The sequence below is a fragment of the Xenorhabdus beddingii genome, from assembly GCF_002127545.1.
GTDB classification, from domain to species: domain Bacteria; phylum Pseudomonadota; class Gammaproteobacteria; order Enterobacterales; family Enterobacteriaceae; genus Xenorhabdus; species Xenorhabdus beddingii.
In genome coordinates this window covers 187,751-205,929 of the sequence record NZ_MUBK01000004.1, presented here as the reverse complement: position 1 = coordinate 205,929, position 18,179 = coordinate 187,751, and the positions used below count along the sequence as shown (strand labels likewise).

The window sequence follows — 18,179 nt, the reverse complement described above, 5'->3', positions numbered from 1 at the left end:
CGAAACTGTTCCGGGTCGGACAGCGCGATCAAGTCATGGAGGTTCATGGCGACAGTTTACCCAACAATCGCCCGGGATTATCCGGATAAAAGGTGACCGAAGTCAAAAAAATTAACTTTGCCAGCCGGACAAGTCCTCCCCCTCGACCTGCTGCCAGTGAATGCCACGGATCAACCAGTCGAACTGGGCGGGCGTCATGACCCAGCTGCGCTCGCCCTGCTTCGGCCAGACAAAATGGGCCCGGTGCAGACGGCGGGTACACAGCCAGACACCGTGGCGATCCCAGCGCAACACCTTGAGGCGGGAGCGGGCCTTGTTGCAGAAAATGAACGCCGCTTCCTCCTGCCAACGCAGGTTTAGTTGCTCAAGATGGCAGGTCAGGGCATCAATCCCCCGGCGCATGTCGACCGGCTCTCGCACCAGAAAAAGTTGTTCGGGTTTCAGCATCGTTTTAGCACCTGCATCAGCTCAGGCAACCGCGTCAAAGGGCAGACGATGGCATAACCATCAGGGGTATGCAGGGTGACGCTCTGTTCCGATGCCGGCTGAAGAGAAACCGGTAAGACGGCAGGTAAGGCTGTGCGGGGATGTTGGCCTCTTTTATTGCTGTCAGTGATCCAGTTACGAAAGGAAGCCAGCGTCAGTTGATGCTGTTCACAATACTGTTTGCGGGTTAGCGCCGTCTGGCGCCATTGGGTCACATGTTGCTGCTTTTGTTCCGGGGTGTATCGGTTACGGCGCATGGTTCAGTCTCCAAAGGAAAGATAAATTAGCCGTAGCGTGCACGCGCCTGATGGCAGGGACAAGGTGAGTTCACCGGACGCTTACACTTGAGTAGCCTTACCCATTTTTTCAATAAAGTATTCAAAAAGTTCATCACGCATTACTTATGCCTATAATCAGTATATGAAGTGGCTGTTTAAACAGCCACTTTAACAAAGATAAATGTCAAATATTGGAATGATTAAATCTCTTGAATATCTGGATCTGCAAATTGCCTTAAAATATCCAAGTGAATATGCATATCCAATTTTCTGACATTTTCGAGTTTGATATCTCCACCCAAAATGATAGCAGGCTCAAAACCAAATATTTCATTTTCATTTAATGGGCCATACTTTTCTACTGCTCGTGAGAAAATACCTGCTTTTGCTCCTCCCTTTAAGTCAAAATGATTGACTGACTTGCTTGCGAAGAAACTAAAAATATCGATTTCTGATTTTTTTTCGTTTTTTTCAAAACAATTATCTTTGTCATATGTGATTTTATTAAAAATACAAGATATTGATAAGTTTATCCCAGTTTTCTCTCCACAGAGATAAAGTTTACCAAAACCACTTCTGGCAATAACATGATAAGAATCCATTGACTCAAATGGAGTATCTTCCAGCCACATATCTACAATATCTTCATAATCATCAGGATTAACTATACTAAATAATCCATCTTGATAACTGTTCCACCCTTCAGTTTCCCAGTAGTACAATAATTTATTTGGTAATCTCCCCCTCCATTTTTCTATGGCTTCAGCAGGAACTGCTCTATGCTGGCTTGCTTCTCCTAGTTCTCTAATAAAAAATGCAAAAAATTTATCACGCATTATTTTTTCCCCTTACCCCGACATAATTCTAATTGAACATTCATCTTAGTGTCGCCTAAGCCACTGTCAACCGCCTCTTTCGCTGCTTTATCAAGAGTGCCGATACGCGATCCTTTCCAACTTCCTCCTATAGCACTATTAATTCTAGAGTCCCCCATTTTTTTAGGGGCATATTGTCCATAACCTCCTGCGACCATATCGGGTTCATGTAATGCAGCTAACCCTTGAAGGGCTTGTTTTGCTTTTCTGTTTGCTATTTCTTGTGCTCCATCTGGTTCTTTTCCTTTCCCAATGAGGTTCCTGAAAATTTTGTCTGATATATCTCGTTCCGTATCATTTCGAAAATCCTCTTGAGCAGTAGCCGCTTTGCTATTCCGTTTATTTTTCTTATAAGCATCTCTGGCAATTTTAAAGTCTTCTGGTGACATATTATTAATAGCATCCTGCTGTCTACGTAGCTGTGCAGAATACTCTTTCAAAAACGCCTGCCGTTCTTTCTCCGTTTTTAATTTCTTATATCGCCTGCTGTTATAGGGATCAAAACACGGTACTTTCGTTTTCTTAACCCCTTTTACTTTACCGCCCTTTTTAGGTGGCTCTTGCGGTTTTTCTGCACTCTCCGTCGGTTTATCACTTTTGGCATCAGCTTTGGAAGCATTCTGTTCCGCTTTTTTGCCTGCTTTGGCCGCTGCCTTTGTTTCTCCCTTGGCTGTGATTTTGGAAATCATTCTGGCGCCGCCTTTAACGGCACCTTTGATCGCACCTTTAGGATTAAAGTCAGCAATGAAATCCCCAATCTCTTCAGCCGGTCCCTCTATTGTGAACCTGTATTCATCTAAATTGCTGTTACGCGCATTTTCTTTGAGTGCGTTGGCTGCATCACGTAACTGCTTCGAATTTTCCTCATTACCCCAAGCTCCCTGCCTCATCGCTGCTTGTTCCATTTCTGATGCCGCAATGTATTGAACGCCTTTATACGCGAGTTCCCCAACATCAATGGCCGTATTTCCCAGGTTTTTCAGCACGCCTTTCCCTACGCCTACCACAGCGCCGCCAGCGGCTTTTGCGCCTTGGGCCACGCCGTGCCAGAATCCTCCTTCATTCTGGGTATTCGACTGGATAACGGGATTGGCTTCTTCTGGTATTTGAGTCGATTTTGGCGGTTGTCCCGTGATTTCGCCTAACGTATTACCCTCACCAGTAGGGGCATCGTTATGTGCCCGTTTTTTCCATAACGGCTCATCACTGGCTGGTTTAGGCGGTGTTTTTTTGATTTTTGCCATGTCCTTATGCTCCGTTCATCCAGAATTTGTCACCGTGGCGCAGGATTAATTTATTGCCGGCGCGCACGCTTTTCGAATGCTCCTGCTCTTTGGGGTGGCATTTGCCACCCACGGTGCCACTTTTAACGCCATTGGCTACGCCGGGTTGGTCGCCCAGCGTCTGGGGCACAAACGATTGGGCAAAAACCACAACGGGTTTACCGTTGGTGCGCACAGATTTCACCATCGCCGCGCTGTCTGCCAGTTTAGCCATCACGGGGTAGGGAATAGGGGGCGTGGAAGAGCCTATCGGGGTTTTACAGACATCAGGCAAAATACCGATGACCATCCACTGTGTACCTGTCCGGGCAATGTAGTTATCAGCCATAAATATGTATCTCCCTTTTGTCAGTGTCATCAGGTGACGCGATTCTTATCAGTGGTGCATCCGGGTCCATTTCAAAACGGGCTTCCATTACCCGAAGTGGCGATGCGGCTTCAATGTGGTAACGGTAGGTCATGGAAAGTGTGAGCGCTTCGCTGTCGATAATGATGGTATCGGCGTACATCCGTTCAGGTAGCATTTCGCCACTGAGCATTCTCAGTAGAATAAGTGGCCGGTGTCCCGGCAACTGCACATGCAGTTCACCATCACGGGTCAGGTTGAACAGGCTGATGCGGATGTCATTGTCGGGAAAGTCGATTTGCTGGTCGTCCGGTGCGTTATTCCAGTAACTAAAACGAAAATCATCGGGCAGATAAGGATGGCGTTCTTCCAGCCACTGTTCATCATAGGTGCCCGCCAGTGTGCGGCGGGGTAGCCAGGCACGCCCGATAATGCCCAAGCCCGCAGGCAGACAGGCCTTTTCCGTGACGGACGGAGGATGATCCAACCACTGCGTAAAGTGTTCCTCCGTTATCGGAGCATCTGGATGTTCAATGCGTGGCGCAGGGTAGCGGGAGAGGTCTTTTGCTTTCGCATACCACGGCGTGATAAAGCCTGTACCCAACGGATTGTATTCCCACGTCGCATGGGCAATGGGGGGATTTTCCTTTTCCGGGTGCTGCTCTCGCTGCGTTTCGGACAACCGGGCTTCTTCGGCAACAGAAGCGGCGGCATTATCTTCTTCATAGACCTTGCATTGCCCGCCAAAGGCATACTGGTAATCGACCGGCAATTCAGTGAACTTCTGCGGTAGAGTCAGTTGCCATTCGTCCTGTGATGAACGTTGAAATTCACGCTCTCCCCAAACATGCAAGGTTTTGTCGATAAGCGATTGCCCGTCATTTTGAGTGACCTGCAACCGGACAGCAACTTTTTCACAGGCTTCGCCTCCCGGTGCATAGGCAATGCCATTCACAATCACATCACATTTGGGTTTCAGTGGTGCTAAATCACTTTCCTGCTGAACCGATGACTGGTTCATTTCGCCGGAAAAGGTATCCTGCACCGTCAGCTCACCATAAGGTGCTTCCAGTACAGGCTGGTAATGCCCCGAACCAGTAGGCTGGAGCTGATAGACGATTTTCATGGCAACAACATGATATTCTTCGTCTTCGGTATCCAGCATTTTGTAGTTGATGACCGAAAAAGGGGTCAGGTTTCTGAATTCCATATCAAAGCTCCTTAGTTCAGGTCAATGTCCTGTGCGCTGATTTGGATGGCATCGGCAGCGTCAAACAGGAATTTGATGCCCTGAATAGTGACATTGCCGAACTTGTCCATCCGCAGGCAGCTACTGCCGCAGCGCAGCTCAATCACATCACCGGCCGTAATGGATAAAAATTCTCCGACCGTGTGCGTATGGGTGATCCCGATGTCCTCTTCTTTGTGTTTGTACACGTTAATGGTCTGGTTTTTCTCTACCGTTTCGCTGTGGTTGGCCAACACATGGGTGTCGCGATTATTGAGTACTTTGGTGTTCATGTCCTTTTGGGCATGAATAAACACTTCTTCGCTGCCTTTGGCATCCTCAAAGCGCAGTTCGTTAAAGCCTTCGCCCTTGTGGGTTTTCGTTTTAAATGTAGTGCGGGTTTTTGCCGCCGGTAAATCCAGTGGTGGACGGTTGAGTCCGTTGTAAACGCAGCCAGTGACAATCGGCCGGTCGATATCGCCGTTGAGGTAAGAGACAATCACTTCTTGCCCGATGCGCGGGATAGCCATAAACCCGAAGCCGTTGCCGTTCCAACCCTGAGCCACCCGCACCCAGCAGGACGCACCATCATCAGCTTTGTCGTAACGGTTCCAGTGGAAATGGACTTTAATCGCGCCGTCTTTGTTGACGAAGATTTCTTCGCCTTCCGGCCCCACGACGGTGGCGCTTTCATCACCGTCTGCCAGTGGCTTGTAATGAAACGGCGGGCGCCAGTCGGCATAGCCATCGATAAAGCTGAAATCATTGCTGAGCGTGGTGCCCTCACCGCTACTGGACCCCAGTGCCTCCGGGCAACGTCCATGATGATTGATTTCCACAATCTGCCAGCGGGTATTGAGCGGAGAGTGAGGATGGTTTTCTATCTCAAAGATTTTACCCGGCATCAGTTTGATGCAGTTACTGTTGCCGCTGCCGCTTTGGGTCTGGTTTTTATGAAATTCATGGCGGTATTTGAGAAATGGTTTAGCGGTCGCATCTTTCTGGAAACGCCCGTAACTTTCATAGACGGTATACGGCGTGAGTGAGCCTAATGCCTGATACTCCGGGTTGCTCTCCAGATGGGAAAGTGCGTAGAAAGGGTTGTCCGGGTTGTAATCTTTGTGAATGCTACGCTGGGGAGCCATGCCCACGCCAAGGCTTACGGCGTAAATCGAATCCACTCCGTGTGCGGTTTCCGGCTGCGCATTGTACTGTAGGGGTAAATCAGCGGTCATCCCCAGATGGCTGTCGCTGAAAAACAACGTGTCATCTTCGAACCAGAAAGCAATCCCCTCCTCGGCCGCCAGACGGCTGAAAAAAGCGTAATCGGATTCGCGTTTTTGAGTGGTGTATTCTCTGTCCTGATGGGCATCTTCCAGTTGGGAATCGGCTTTTACATGGTGCTTTTTCAGCAGTGTCTGCATGATAGCCGGCACCTTCTGGCGGTGGTAAATATGGCTGTCCTGATTCAGGGTTAAACGCCAGAGGAACGGGCGTACCGTAAAGGCATAAATCGTTTTGTTGCCGTCGGTGCTGCACCATTCGGCATGGGAAATAATGCCGGTCACCTGACGTTGCAATGTCATATCCTGCATCACCTGAAAAACAGCGCCCTGCATCAGCAGTGAGTTCAGGTCAATCTCTGGCGGCCGACCGAAGCGGAGATGCGGGCAGACCAATGTCAGGTTAAGGACAAACAGGTCAGACAATCCTTCCCGCAGGGTAAAATCAGCCACCGAAAAGGTGTTCTCCGGTAATGTCCCCATCCGGCAGAGAAAACGTAATCCACTTTTTAATATCATCATTCACTCCATTTTCATTTTTTTTTGTTACATCGGGCTGCGCAGGCCTTCCAGATGTGGAAATTCCCAGAGCGGCTCTGTCTCATTCCGGCAGTAAGTTTTCAACATCACAAAGGTATTTTGTGAGATAAAACAGGCCATAAGCTGGCTGATTAAACGGCAGAACTGATACATGAAACCCGGGTTGGCAAAGCAATCCGGGTCGAGGCGAAGATGCAGGTAATGACCGTAGATCACACCGGCACTGCCCCGTCGTAAACGGCCATCCCATTTGGCGTCTAAATGGAGAATGCTGTCGACCGCTCGCTGCATCCGGCGGCTGAGTGCACGATCATGTTCGGTATAGCAATTAAACAGATGGAGCAGCGCTTTTAAACCTTCTGTATGGAACAGCATGAATGGGGGCATGTTCATAATATTGATCAGTGACCAATCGTCCCGTCCGATGATCATCGGCGGGTAATCGGGGGAAACCGGGGTGATATTATGTGCTCTCAGATGAGCGGGTACCGACTCTTGCGTTAGTGCAACCTCGCCGACACCTAACGCCATAGCCTTGCTGTGATAGCCGTAAAAATGGGCACTGACGCTTTGTGGTGACAGATCATAGGCATCCTTGCCGTTTGTGCCGATAAAACGAAGGGTGTTTTGAATGCGTCCGAGCAAATCGGCCGAAACCAGCGGTTGGATGTAGATACAGTCAGATCCCCACCGGGTATCAAACTGTTCGATAAATTCGAATTGATGGGTATTGCCGCGTGGTTTTTCCGCCTCAGCCCCGGTTTTCCGTTGAGAGGCCGGGTTGCCGGGTTGTTTAGCGGTCTGAATATCATGTAAATGAAAGAGAGTGACCCCCTCCGGTAGCGGAAGCGGATAACGTGCTTTATCCGCTTCCAGTGTGATTGGAGGGCTTGTCATCATTTCCAGATGTATCGCCGGCACACAGCCAAGCTGGAAAGCGTCACCCAGATCATCCAGCGGCAATCCGCCATCCAGACGGAAAATCAATTCAAACGTTCCGTCACTGTTTAAGACTAAATCCCGGTCATTGCCGGTATCGAATTCGATAAAATCAAAAACGTGAGGAAGACAGTAATATTCTGTTATCTGTTGCAGGAATGCGAACTCATTGTTTTTCGTTGGTAACAGGACTTGATTCAGGTTTGCGGCCCAGCCCGTGAAATCACTTGACTTGAGCTTTTGTTCTTTCTCTTGAGTGCGCAGGCAAATATTCTGGATATGCCAATCCAGCCAGAAACTTAATTGCGCAGCCCGTGCCGGATCAGTCCCCATAAAGAAGGAAAGTTTACCGCCATCCCAGACGGCGGGGGCGCTTCCCGTCTTGCGCAGCGTCAGGATAATATTGCTGTGTGCTTGCGTTTTCTCGATCCGCTTATCCAGCACAATAATTGGCTCAATATGCAGATCCCGATGGGTGCGGAACGTCATGACTTGCTGGTCTATGGCGGTTGAGACCGGCGTTCCTAAGGGAATATCGAGGGCACCCTGATGTTGCCCATGACGGGGTGTGAACTGGATAATGGTAGAGGGGGGGATAGGATGCAGAGTATGAGGCCAGATACGCCGGAGGGTTTCCTGACTGACTTCAGGGAAATTGTCCTCCGTTTTATTGCGGACACCTGAGGTGAGCAGTGCGAATCCCTCAAGTAAACGTTCGATATCGGGATCGCCGGAATGATTCAGAAGGTCAGTCAGGTGGGGGCGTTCTGCTGCCGTTAATTTCATCTTTTCGCGCATATAGGTCAGTTCCTGTAGGTACAGGGATCCCTGACGGTTTTTCATTTTTTTTCTTCCTTATATCAGTATTCAAACGAATCATTTATCGGCATTTCATCAAAAAAATTTATATGTAAACAAAAAGCCCCTACATTTTACTGATTTTCTGATTAATTTAACTACTAAGAGGTGATTTTTAGGAAAAGTACTAGAAACTCTGTTAGTGACTATTTGCCGGATATAGGAAATTTCTACCGGAGAGAGGCAACTTTCATCAGATAAAACAATTATCGTAATGGTCATCAATGGGATAAAAAAAATGCCCCGATGCCAAAAGCACCGGGGCATGTTATCTCGCCAGAAAGTTAGGCGTTTTCTTGCTGAGTTGCCTGAATGGCAGTCAGTGCAACGGTATAAACGATGTCATCAACCAGTGCACCACGGGACAGGTCGTTAACAGGTTTACGCATGCCTTGCAGCATAGGCCCGATGGAAACCAGATCCGCAGAGCGTTGTACCGCTTTGTAGGTGGTGTTGCCGGTGTTCAGATCAGGGAAGATAAACACGGTTGCCTGACCTGCAACAGGTGAATTCGGGGCTTTGGATTTTGCCACGTCTTCCATGATCGCCGCATCATACTGCAAGGGGCCGTCGATGATCAGGTCCGGGCGTTTTTCCTGTGCCAGACGGGTCGCTTCACGGACTTTCTCAACATCACTGCCGGCACCAGAGTTACCGGTGGAGTAGGAGATCATCGCAACCCGAGGCTCGATACCAAAGGCTTTCGCAGAATCGGCGGATTGGATGGCGATTTCAGACAGTTGCTCTGCGGTTGGGTCCGGGTTGATGGCACAGTCACCGTAAACCAGGACTTGTTCTGGCAACAACATAAAGAAGACGGAAGAAACCAGTGAGCTGTTTGGCGCAGTTTTAATTAACTGCAATGGTGGACGAATGGTATTCGCGGTGGTGTGAACCGCACCGGAAACCAGACCATCAACTTCGCTCTGTTCCAGCATCAATGTACCCAGAACAACATTGTCTTCCAGTTGTTCGCGGGCAACGACCTCAGTCATGCCTTTGTTTTTGCGCAGTTCAACCAGACGAGGAACATAACGCTCACGGACGGCTGCCGGATTAACGATTTCAATGCCCGCGCCCAGCTCAACGCCTTGGGCTGCCGCAACACGGCGGATCTCTTCCGGATCACCCAGCAGGATACATTCCGCAATACCCCGTTCAGCACAGATCGCGGCGGCTTTGACAGTACGTGGTTCGTCGCCTTCTGGCAGCACGATGCGTTTGCCAGCCTGACGAGCCAGTTCGGTCAGTTGATAGCGGAATGCCGGTGGGGACAGAAGGTTTGGACGTTCTGATGTGGCTGCCAGAGAGTCAATCCACTCGCTGCTGATGTGTTGTGCCACGTAGTTCTGGATTTTTTCGATACGCTCGTGGTCATCCGCCGGTACTTCCAGACTGAAACTTTGCAGGTTCAGGGAAGTCTGCCATGTGTTGGTTTCCACGGTGAAAACCGGCAGGCCGGTGCTGAAGGCACGCTCGCACAATTCACGGATAGAGTCATCAATGGAGTAACCCCCCGTCAACAACACGGCACCCACTTCGATGCCATTCATGGCAGCCAGACATGCCGTGATCAGTACGTCAGGACGGTCAGCAGAAGTGACCAGCAGGGAACCCGGACGGAAGTACTCCAGCATGTTAGGAATGCTGCGGGCACAGAAAGTCACGGATTTGATGCGGCGGCTCTCAATCGCCCCTGCGTTGATGACGTCAGCTTTCAGGTGTTTTGCCATATCAATCGCCCGGGTGGCGATCAGGTCAAAGCTCCATGGAATGCAGCCAAGGATCGGCAGCGGGCTGTTTTTGAAGATGGTTTTCGGATCAACGTGTGCAATGGTGGCTTTCGTGGATTCGTCAAAGATTTCGGACAAATCCGGGCGCGTGCGACCCTGATCATCAACCGGGGCATTCAGTTTGTTGACAATGACACCAATGATGTTTTGGTTTTTGATGCCACCGTATTCCGCGCGGCTCAGTTCAATGCGCTCTTTTAACTGTTCCGGGGTGTTGGTGCCCAGTGCAGTGACAAATACGATTTCAGCATTCAGGGTCTTGGCAATTTCATAGTTCAGGGACTGGGCAAACGGATGTTTGCGCGTCGGAACCAGACCTTCAATCAGCACCACTTCTGCACCTTTGGCGTTTTCGTGGTACAGCGCCACGATCTCTTCCATCAGTACATCTTTCTTGTCAGTGGTCAGCAGTGATTCCACATGTGCCATATCCAGCGGTTCAGCAGCATAAATGCTGGAGTGTGAACGGATAATGGAAGTGGTTTGATCTTGGGAACCCGTGTGGCGGGGTTGTGCGATGGGTTTGAAAACGCTCAGGCGAACGCCTTTTTGCTCCATGGAGCGAATAACACCCAGGCTGACACTGGTTAAACCAACGCTGGTGCCAGTGGGGATTAACATAATTGTACGGGACACGGAAACCTCTTTAACGGTTGCTCGTCAGTCAATAAACGTGACTCTCAATATATTCGATGCGATATGAGTAAACAAAACATCAACCCTGAGTCAACGCCATATTTATTAAGTTATTAAGAAAATATCAATGAATACATTGATTGAATAGAGAACCGCCAGCATGGCTGGCGGTTCTTGAAAATCATGCTGCTTATGCGGTCAGGCGTGCTGAATCCTGAGCAATGACCAACTCTTCATTGGTTGGGATAACCAGAGCAGGGCGGCCGTTATCGGTCGTGATAACGCCTGATTTACCGAAACGTGCAGCAAGGTTGCGCTCGTGATCATATTCGAAGCCCAGCAGTGCAACTTTCTTCATGGTCAGTTCACGAACCAGGGCAGAGTTTTCACCGATACCACCGGTGAAGATGATGGCATCCAGACGGCCTTCCATCAGGGCGCTGTAAGCACCGATGTATTTAGCCAGACGGTGGCAGTAAACGTCCATTGCACGTTTTGCATCCGCTTTAGTTTCGTAGTTATCTTCCACGTAACGGCAGTCGCTGGTGACTTCGGTCAGACCTTGGAAGCCGGACTCTTTGGTCAGCAGGGTGTTGATTTGAGCAACAGTCATGCCCATGGCATCGTGCAGGTGGAAGACGATAGCAGGATCGATATCACCACTGCGGGTTCCCATCACCAGACCTTCCAGTGGCGTCAGACCCATAGAGGTATCAACACACTGACCATTGACAATGGCAGAAACAGAACCCCCGTTACCCAGGTGGCAGGTGATGACATTCAGTTCTTCAACGGGCTTGTTCAGCATCTTGGCCGCTTCACGGGAAACGTAGAAATGGCTGGTGCCATGTGCGCCGTAACGACGAATTCCATGCTCTTTGTACAGGTTGTAAGGCAGTGCGTACAGGTAGGCTTCTTCAGGCATCGTCTGGTGGAAGGCCGTGTCAAATACGGCAATGTTTTTCTCAAGCAGATGCGGGAAAGCTTGTTTCGCTTCTGCAATACCGATCAGATGAGCTGGGTTGTGCAGTGGTGCAAATGGAATAGCGGCTTCAATGCCTTCGATAACTTCATCAGTGATAATCACAGAAGAAGTGAATTTCTCACCACCGTGAACAATACGGTGACCGATGGCTGAAATTTGTGCAGAAAGTTCTGGCTTTTCAGCCAAGATAGTATTAACAATGAAGTTCAGGGCTTCGCTATGTGCTGCGCCGGCACCTAAGGCAGCTTCATTTTTTGCGCCATCCATTTTCCATTTAATACGGGCTTCAGGCAGGCCAAAGCACTCGGCTAAACCAGAAAGATATTCTTCACCATTGGCAGGATCGATGATAGCGAATTTCAGGGAGGAGCTACCGCAATTAAGAACCAGTACCAGCTTACTTGACATGGAAATACCTATTATCTTGTTGTGATCTAATCTTGAATAAGAACAGTGTTAAAAAGTTAAGGCGATTTGTTAACAAAACGAATCCCATTGTTGCGAATAAGGTCAAAATCTTTGTTTTGCTGCTGCAACAACATAAAAGTCTGTGTAGGATACCGTTTGCTAGCAATAAAGACAAAATATACTTAATGGTATTAATACTACAAAAAAGTTTTTATCTTTTGTAGGGATTTTTTAAAAAGTATACTTTTAATTGATTGAGGTCAGAATGAACACGACACCGCCTGTTAATCAAGGTTGGTTCAAGCGAATGCAATTAGGTCAACAATATTTAAAAACCTGGCCGCTGGAGAAGCAGCTTGCGCCTGTTTTTCCTGAAAACCGTGTGATTAGGGCGACGCGCTTCGGGATTCGTTTTATGCCGCCATTGGCCATTTTCACGCTGACGTGGCAGATTGCACTGGGTGGTCAATTGGGACCCTCGGTAGCCACGGCACTGTTCGCCTGTAGTTTGCCGTTGCAGGGATTGTGGTGGTTGGGAAAACGTGCGGCAACCCCTCTGCCGGAAGGGTTGCTGAAATGGTTTTATGAAATTCGGGAAAAATTTGCCCAAGCAGGTATTGCCATGATGCCTGTGGAAAACGCCCCGACTTATTTCTCGTTGGCGGAATTGCTGAAGCGGGCATTCAAGCAACTGGACAATTCTTTCCTTGATGATATTTAAACCGCTGAACCCCCGTTTTATCTTCCCCTTTGAGTGCTGTTGAGATGGGTCAAATGATTAACGCATAGCTGCGTTTGAAGGAGCTGGATTTGGTACTGAAATGTAGAGGTTTCTTATTCGATTTGGATGGTACGCTGGTTGATTCATTGCCTGCGGTTGAGAGGGCGTGGATTCAATTTGCCGATAAGATGGGTATCGATAGAGATGAAGTTTTGAACTATGTTCATGGGACGCCGGCGATATTGTCACTACGACATTTTATGCCCAATGCCAGTGAAGAAGAGATCACCCGCACTTTCCAATGGATTGAAAAAATTGAAACAGAAGATACGGAAGGCATTACGGCTTTGCCCGGTGCCATTGCCCTGATTGATAAGCTGAATGCGCTGGATATTCCGTGGGCCATCGTGACATCAGGAACGATCCCCCTTGCTTCGGCGCGCCATAAAGTGGCGGAATTGCCGGAGCCTGCTCACTGGGTGACGGCTGAATCTGTCAAAAAAGGCAAACCCGACCCTGAGCCTTATTTGCTGGGGGCGGAAAAACTGGGGTTACTGCCAGAAGAATGTGTGGTTTTTGAAGATGCGGTAGCAGGGGTTCATGCCGGACTGGATGCCGGTTGCCAGGTCGTTGTTGTCCATGATTTACCGGATATTCCGCGCCGTGATGAAACCCATCTGACGGTCACTAATCTGGAAAATATTGAAATTGTCAAATCTGGCGGTTATGTGTCGATTTACACCATGAATCAGACAGATTCTTGATCATAACGTGGGATTTTCTCTGAGAAAAAGGGTCTACTTATCCCTATCCACGTTGGTATCGTCTGAAAATATCGTTGATAGAGGCCAGATTGAATAGCGAACTGTTGTGGGTCTTGACCCTGCTATTGATAGCTATTGTGCTTTTCACCACCAATAAAGTCAGAATGGATGTTGTGGCTTTATTGGTGATTATTGCATTTGTCCTGAGTGGCACACTGACGCTAAGTGAAGCCACGGTCGGCTTTAGTGATCCCAATGTCTTGTTGATTGCTGCCCTGTTTGTCATTGGCGAAGGGTTGGTCAGGACCGGTGTTGCTTACCAGATGGGAGACTGGCTGGTTCGTGTTGCCGGTAACAGTGAGACCAAGATGTTGGCCTGGTTAATGTTATCGGTGGCTGGGCTGGGTGCTTTCATGAGTTCAACCGGGGTTGTGGCCATTTTTATCCCTGTTGTCCTGAGCGTGGCAGCCAGAATGAAAACCTCTCCCGGCCGGCTGATGATGCCATTGGGCTTTGCCGGTTTGATCAGCGGCATGATGACATTGGTAGCAACGCCACCCAATATGATTGTCAATAGTGAGTTGGTACGCGAGGGGTTACGGGGATTTGATTTTTTCTCCATTACCCCGATTGGCATTTTAGTTTTGCTGGCAGGCGTGGTTTACATGTTGATCGCCCGCCGCTGGTTGGGCGGAACGGCTCACCAGACCGTGGATAAACGTTATCACCGAACATTCCGTGATTTAATCCGCGACTATAAATTATCGGGACGTGCCCGTCGCCTTGCTGTCCGTCAGGGTTCACCTTTGATGGGGCATACGCTGGATGAGCTGGGTCTGCGTGCCGGCTATGGCGCCAATGTGATTGGCATTGAACGCTGGCGTAAATTCCGTCGGGTGATGATGGCCGCCACCGGAGATATGGAATTGCAGGAGCGGGATGTTCTGCTGGTGGATATGTCGGACAGCGATATCGATTTACGGCAGTTTTGTCGCGATCAACAGTTGGAACCGATGGTATTGCGTGGGGAATATTTTTCGGAGCAGTCCCGTGAAGTGGGTATGGCGGAGGTTTCCGTGATCCCTGAATCCGATTTACTGGGGCAATCGCTGCGTGGCATGAAATTCCGCACACGTTATGGTCTCAATGTCGTAGGAATTCGTCGCAACGGCAAGGCATTGGAAGGCAAATTGGTTGATGAGCCTCTGTTGCTTGGTGATACATTGCTGGTGATTGGCGACTGGAAACTGATCCGTGCATTGAAAACCAAAACACCTGATTTCATCGTATTGAACTTACCCCTTGAAGTCGAAAGCGCAGCTCCCGCCGCATCACAGGCTCCTCATGCGTTATTCTGTCTTGCCCTGATGGTTGCCATGATGCTCACCAATGAAATTCCGAATTTTATTGCTGCATTGGTTGCCTGTCTGTTAATGGGAAAATTTCGCTGTATTGATATGGAAAGTGCCTATCGCGCCATTCACTGGCCGAGCCTTATTCTGATTGTCGGTATGATGCCTTTTGCCCTGGCATTGCAGAAAACGGGAGGCATTGACTTAATTGTCCGTGGGTTGATGGATGTCGCGGGCAATATGGGGCCACGGGTGATGTTGGTGTGCTTGTTTGTGCTTTGTGCCGTTATCGGATTATTTATTTCCAATACTGCGACGGCAGTGCTCATGGCGCCCATTGCGATTGCTGCGGCCAATGGGATGTCGGTTTCACCGTTGCCTTTTGCCATGATTATTGGCGTGGCGGCTTCGGCGGCATTCATGACACCGGTTTCATCTCCCGTTAACACCTTGGTGCTGGGGCCGGGAGGATATCGATTTGCCGATTTCCTGAAACTGGGCATTCCTTTTACGTTAATTGTGATGGGTATCAGCGTCGCAATTATTCCCCTACTTTTCCCGTTCTGATCATTCTGCGATGCCGCTTCAATACAGTAGACAGCAGGGGGACAATACAGAGGGATATGCCTGTCTATATACTGATCTCATCAAGGGAAAGACGAAAACTGGGGACAAATACATGCATAAAATAATCCATTTCTTCGCTGTGGCGCTCTTTCAGCGTCTTTTCCAGCCGGGTTTTGGCCTGATTGAATTCAGTATTGCCTGCAGAAAGCTCTTCCAGACATTTTAGATAGGCGCATAACGCATCAGCCTGTTTAATCATATGCGTTTCTTCTTCGCTATGGTGGTGTTCATCCAAAATCGAACGAAAATCATCCTGTAACTCTATCGGCAGCATATTCAATAACTTTTGTTGGGCGATCTTTTCTATTTTTTTATATTCATGGGCAATCTGGGGATTGTAGTACTTGATTGGCGTCGGCAAGTCTCCGGTGATGACTTCGCTGGCATCATGATACATGGCTAACAGAGCGATCCGTTCGGCGTTGACATTGCCATTAAACTTGCGATTTTTGATGACCGCCAGTGCATGTGCGACAAAAGCGACCTGCAAACTGTGCTCTGAAACATTTTCGGTCCGCACATTTCGCATCAGGGGCCAACGGCTGATTAATTTCAATCGGGATAATTGGGCGAAAAAATGACTCATGATTCTCTCTTTCAACAGAATGATAGGGTTAATTGTGAGCGGATGAGGCAGGGAAGTAAACCTGTTCAGTGTCAATTTTCACCAATATATCGCTTTCCATCTTTTCAATGGTGGATAGAGAAACAATGGTGGATGGAGAAACAAGGGTGGTTTGAGAAACAACGGTGGTTTGAGAAACAACGGTGGCTTGAGAAACAATAGGCGTATTTATTTTTGAAAAATTTATTTATAGGGAAATAGCGGTAAGCAAGAAATAAGTTCTTATTCCTGTTAAGGGCTTATCCCATTAGGTTATTAATAATGACAGGAATAAGCCCTGAATGATGGATATCACACCCCGTGGGTTTCAAGATGCAGCGTAGCCAACAAAGCTGCATCTTGAAAGATAACGGATATAGGCTTATTGCCGATAGTGACCGATAAAACGGGCAAATTTTTCAATCGCCACTTGCAAATCAGTGACATGCGGTAATGTGACAATGCGGAAATGGTCGGGTTCTGGCCAGTTAAATGCCGTACCTTGCACCAGCAGTACTTTTTCCTGTAGCAAAAGGTCTAGCACCATCTTTTGATCGTCATGAATATTGAAACGTTTGGTATCTATTTTGGGAAACATATAGAGGGCGCCCATAGGTTTCACACAGGAAACCCCCGGGATTTGGTTGATCAATTCCCAGGCGCGATTGCGCTGTTCATAAAGCCTGCCCCCCGGAAAAATAAATTCACTGATACTCTGATAGCCACCTAATGCGGTTTGAATCGCGTGCTGCATGGGGACATTCGCGCAAAGACGCATGGATGCCAGCATTTCCAAACCTTCAATGTAATCTTTGGCCTGTTTTTTCGGGCCATTCAATACCATCCAGCCCTGACGAAAACCGGCAACGCGATAGGTTTTGGAGAGACCATTAAAGGTGACCGTAAAGAGGTCAGGTGCCAATGCCGCAATGGAGTGATGCTGGGCATCGTCGTACAGAATTTTGTCGTAGATTTCATCGGCGAAAATAATCAGATTGTGCTGGCGGGCGATTTCCACTATTTCCAGTAACAATTCTTTGCTATATACCGCCCCGGTTGGGTTGTTCGGGTTAATAATAACGATACCACGGGTACGCGGGGTGATTTTACGACGGATATCCTCTAAATCAGGGAACCAGCCCTGTTGTTCATCACACAGATAGTGAACGGCATTGCCGCTGGAAAGTGATACTGCGGCAGTCCAAAGGGGGTAATCCGGCGCAGGAACCAGCATTTCGTCCCCGGTATTCAACAGGGCCTGCATGGATTGGACGATAAGTTCAGAAACACCATTACCAATGAAAATATCTTCAACGGTAATATCCAGCATGTTTCTTGCCTGATAATGCTGCACGATCGCCTTGCGTGCAGAATATAACCCTTTTGAATCGGAATAACCTTGGGCGGTTGACAGGTTACGGATGACATCGACTAAAATTTCATCAGGCGCTTCGAAGCCAAATGGGGCTGGATTGCCAATATTTAGCTTTAGTACCTTATTGCCTTCTTCTTCGAGTCGTTTGGCCTCTTTGAGGGTATTCCCCCGGATGTCATAACAGACATTATCTAATTTGCTGGATTTATTAATGGAAAACATAGGTGCCTTAACCCCTTGGCGAAATGGATACTACCCGGCATAAAAAGTGTGGTATTCAATGTACTCTTCTCAGTCTATCTTTTGAAGGGGCTTTGATATCTTTGGTTAAAACGGTTGTGTTAAGAATAAATGAATAAGTTTGCTCTCTGAAATTACGCCTTTTATTGGTATTTTGTTTTTGATTTTGATGTTAAGTTGGAGTTAAATTCTGTATTATGGTGTGTTTTTAGTTGTCTTGGGGTGCGGAGGATGACATTTTGACAGTGGTTACTTTGAATGAATTGGGTCAGGAAATCTCGAATTGTCAATATAAGTAAGAAGATTTGTATAATGTATTCTTATAATTTATCTTTGCTGACGTAAAGTTAATTTAGGTTTTTATCGCAGATACTTTGATAATTTTTTTGAGTTTTTAACCATAACATTTTCGGGCCTATTCAATGAAAAAGGTTAATCTATTAAAAATTCTTATATTATCTTGGTGTATTAAGTTTTCCTAATTCAGGTCACGTTATTCTTTGAAGCAAGTCAGAAAAAAGATATTTGTACTGGAAATTAGGGATTATGTGATGTAAA

Annotated in this window: 15 protein-coding genes; 3 read left to right on the top strand and 12 right to left on the bottom strand. The window is 48.0% G+C overall.

Going from position 1 to position 18,179, the window contains the following annotated elements; translation table 11 throughout:
- Positions 1 to 111: 111 nt before the first annotated feature.
- The 10 genes from tnpB to ackA all read right to left on the bottom strand — a co-directional run bounded on the left by tnpB (position 112) and on the right by ackA (position 11,938).
- Positions 112 to 447, bottom strand: a complete 336-nt coding sequence (gene tnpB, locus Xbed_RS04440; RefSeq protein WP_086111728.1) for an IS66 family insertion sequence element accessory protein TnpB — start codon at positions 445 to 447, stop codon at positions 112 to 114.
- A complete protein-coding gene (gene tnpA, locus Xbed_RS04435; RefSeq protein WP_086111727.1) occupies positions 441 to 743 on the bottom strand; it encodes an IS66 family insertion sequence element accessory protein TnpA in 303 nt (100 codons plus the stop codon). The genes tnpB and tnpA overlap by 7 nt, the downstream gene beginning before the upstream one ends.
- Before the next feature lie 221 nt (positions 744 to 964).
- Positions 965 to 1,600 (bottom strand): GAD-like domain-containing protein, encoded by a 636-nt coding sequence (locus Xbed_RS04430; protein ID WP_086111726.1) that lies wholly within the window; start codon positions 1,598 to 1,600, stop codon positions 965 to 967.
- Positions 1,600 to 2,883 carry a polymorphic toxin type 15 domain-containing protein gene (locus tag Xbed_RS04425; RefSeq protein ID WP_086111725.1) on the bottom strand — a complete coding sequence of 428 codons (1,284 nt, stop codon included), beginning with the start codon at positions 2,881 to 2,883 and terminating at the stop codon, positions 1,600 to 1,602. Before Xbed_RS04425 ends, Xbed_RS04430 begins: the two co-directional genes overlap by 1 nt.
- Positions 2,884 to 2,887: 4 nt before the next feature.
- Positions 2,888 to 3,250 (bottom strand): DUF4150 domain-containing protein, encoded by a 363-nt coding sequence (locus Xbed_RS04420; RefSeq protein WP_086111724.1) that lies wholly within the window; start codon positions 3,248 to 3,250, stop codon positions 2,888 to 2,890.
- Complete coding sequence (locus tag Xbed_RS04415) at positions 3,243 to 4,478, bottom strand: DUF2169 family type VI secretion system accessory protein (protein ID WP_086111723.1); 1,236 nt, start codon at positions 4,476 to 4,478, stop codon at positions 3,243 to 3,245. Before Xbed_RS04415 ends, Xbed_RS04420 begins: the two co-directional genes overlap by 8 nt.
- Positions 4,479 to 4,489: 11 nt before the next feature.
- A complete protein-coding gene (tssI, locus tag Xbed_RS04410) occupies positions 4,490 to 6,301 on the bottom strand; it encodes a type VI secretion system tip protein TssI/VgrG (protein ID WP_086111722.1) in 1,812 nt (603 codons plus the stop codon).
- Positions 6,302 to 6,325: 24 nt separating this feature from the next.
- Entirely contained in the window at positions 6,326 to 8,101 is a 1,776-nt protein-coding gene (locus tag Xbed_RS04405) for a type VI secretion system baseplate subunit TssF (RefSeq protein WP_086111721.1), read from the bottom strand.
- Positions 8,102 to 8,400: 299 nt separating this feature from the next.
- The gene (gene pta, locus Xbed_RS04400) at positions 8,401 to 10,545 is read right to left on the bottom strand and encodes a phosphate acetyltransferase (RefSeq protein WP_086111720.1); all 2,145 of its coding nucleotides are present in this window, start codon (positions 10,543 to 10,545) and stop codon (positions 8,401 to 8,403) included.
- A gap of 190 nt (positions 10,546 to 10,735) precedes the next feature.
- Positions 10,736 to 11,938, bottom strand: a complete 1,203-nt coding sequence (ackA, locus tag Xbed_RS04395; RefSeq protein ID WP_086111719.1) for an acetate kinase — start codon at positions 11,936 to 11,938, stop codon at positions 10,736 to 10,738.
- Between the two features lie 265 nt (positions 11,939 to 12,203).
- Between ackA and yfbV the strand changes: the two genes are divergently transcribed.
- From yfbV to Xbed_RS04380, 3 genes are all read left to right on the top strand, one after another.
- On the top strand, positions 12,204 to 12,659 hold the full coding sequence (gene yfbV, locus Xbed_RS04390) for a terminus macrodomain insulation protein YfbV (protein ID WP_086111718.1): 456 nt from the start codon (positions 12,204 to 12,206) through the stop codon (positions 12,657 to 12,659).
- Positions 12,660 to 12,748: 89 nt separating this feature from the next.
- The gene (locus Xbed_RS04385; protein ID WP_086111717.1) at positions 12,749 to 13,423 is read left to right on the top strand and encodes a sugar phosphatase; all 675 of its coding nucleotides are present in this window, start codon (positions 12,749 to 12,751) and stop codon (positions 13,421 to 13,423) included.
- Between the two features lie 89 nt (positions 13,424 to 13,512).
- Entirely contained in the window at positions 13,513 to 15,342 is a 1,830-nt protein-coding gene (locus tag Xbed_RS04380; RefSeq protein ID WP_086111716.1) for an SLC13 family permease, read from the top strand.
- A gap of 64 nt (positions 15,343 to 15,406) precedes the next feature.
- Here the strand turns inward: Xbed_RS04380 and yfbR are convergent, their stop codons facing one another.
- Both yfbR and Xbed_RS04365 read right to left on the bottom strand, forming a co-directional pair.
- Positions 15,407 to 15,988: a 5'-deoxynucleotidase gene (gene yfbR / locus Xbed_RS04375; RefSeq protein WP_086111715.1), complete on the bottom strand. Its 582-nt coding sequence runs from the start codon at positions 15,986 to 15,988 to the stop codon at positions 15,407 to 15,409.
- A gap of 400 nt (positions 15,989 to 16,388) precedes the next feature.
- Positions 16,389 to 17,603: a pyridoxal phosphate-dependent aminotransferase gene (locus Xbed_RS04365; protein WP_086111713.1), complete on the bottom strand. Its 1,215-nt coding sequence runs from the start codon at positions 17,601 to 17,603 to the stop codon at positions 16,389 to 16,391.
- Positions 17,604 to 18,179: the final 576 nt, after the last annotated feature.

Bases quoted from the DNA above. Each gene is read 5' to 3' on its own strand.
- tnpB (WP_086111728.1), bottom strand. From the start codon at position 447: ATGCTGAAACCCGAACAACTTTTTCTGGTGCGAGAGCCGGTCGACATG.
- tnpA (WP_086111727.1), bottom strand. From the start codon at position 743: ATGCGCCGTAACCGATACACCCCGGAACAAAAGCAGCAACATGTGACC.
- Xbed_RS04430 (WP_086111726.1), bottom strand. From the start codon at position 1,600: ATGCGTGATAAATTTTTTGCATTTTTTATTAGAGAACTAGGAGAAGCA.
- Xbed_RS04425 (WP_086111725.1), bottom strand. From the start codon at position 2,883: ATGGCAAAAATCAAAAAAACACCGCCTAAACCAGCCAGTGATGAGCCG.
- Xbed_RS04420 (WP_086111724.1), bottom strand. From the start codon at position 3,250: ATGGCTGATAACTACATTGCCCGGACAGGTACACAGTGGATGGTCATC.
- Xbed_RS04415 (WP_086111723.1), bottom strand. From the start codon at position 4,478: ATGGAATTCAGAAACCTGACCCCTTTTTCGGTCATCAACTACAAAATG.
- tssI (WP_086111722.1), bottom strand. From the start codon at position 6,301: ATGATGATATTAAAAAGTGGATTACGTTTTCTCTGCCGGATGGGGACA.
- Xbed_RS04405 (WP_086111721.1), bottom strand. From the start codon at position 8,101: ATGAAAAACCGTCAGGGATCCCTGTACCTACAGGAACTGACCTATATG.
- ackA (WP_086111719.1), bottom strand. From the start codon at position 11,938: ATGTCAAGTAAGCTGGTACTGGTTCTTAATTGCGGTAGCTCCTCCCTG.
- yfbV (WP_086111718.1), top strand. From the start codon at position 12,204: ATGAACACGACACCGCCTGTTAATCAAGGTTGGTTCAAGCGAATGCAA.
- yfbR (WP_086111715.1), bottom strand. From the start codon at position 15,988: ATGAGTCATTTTTTCGCCCAATTATCCCGATTGAAATTAATCAGCCGT.
- Xbed_RS04365 (WP_086111713.1), bottom strand. From the start codon at position 17,603: ATGTTTTCCATTAATAAATCCAGCAAATTAGATAATGTCTGTTATGAC.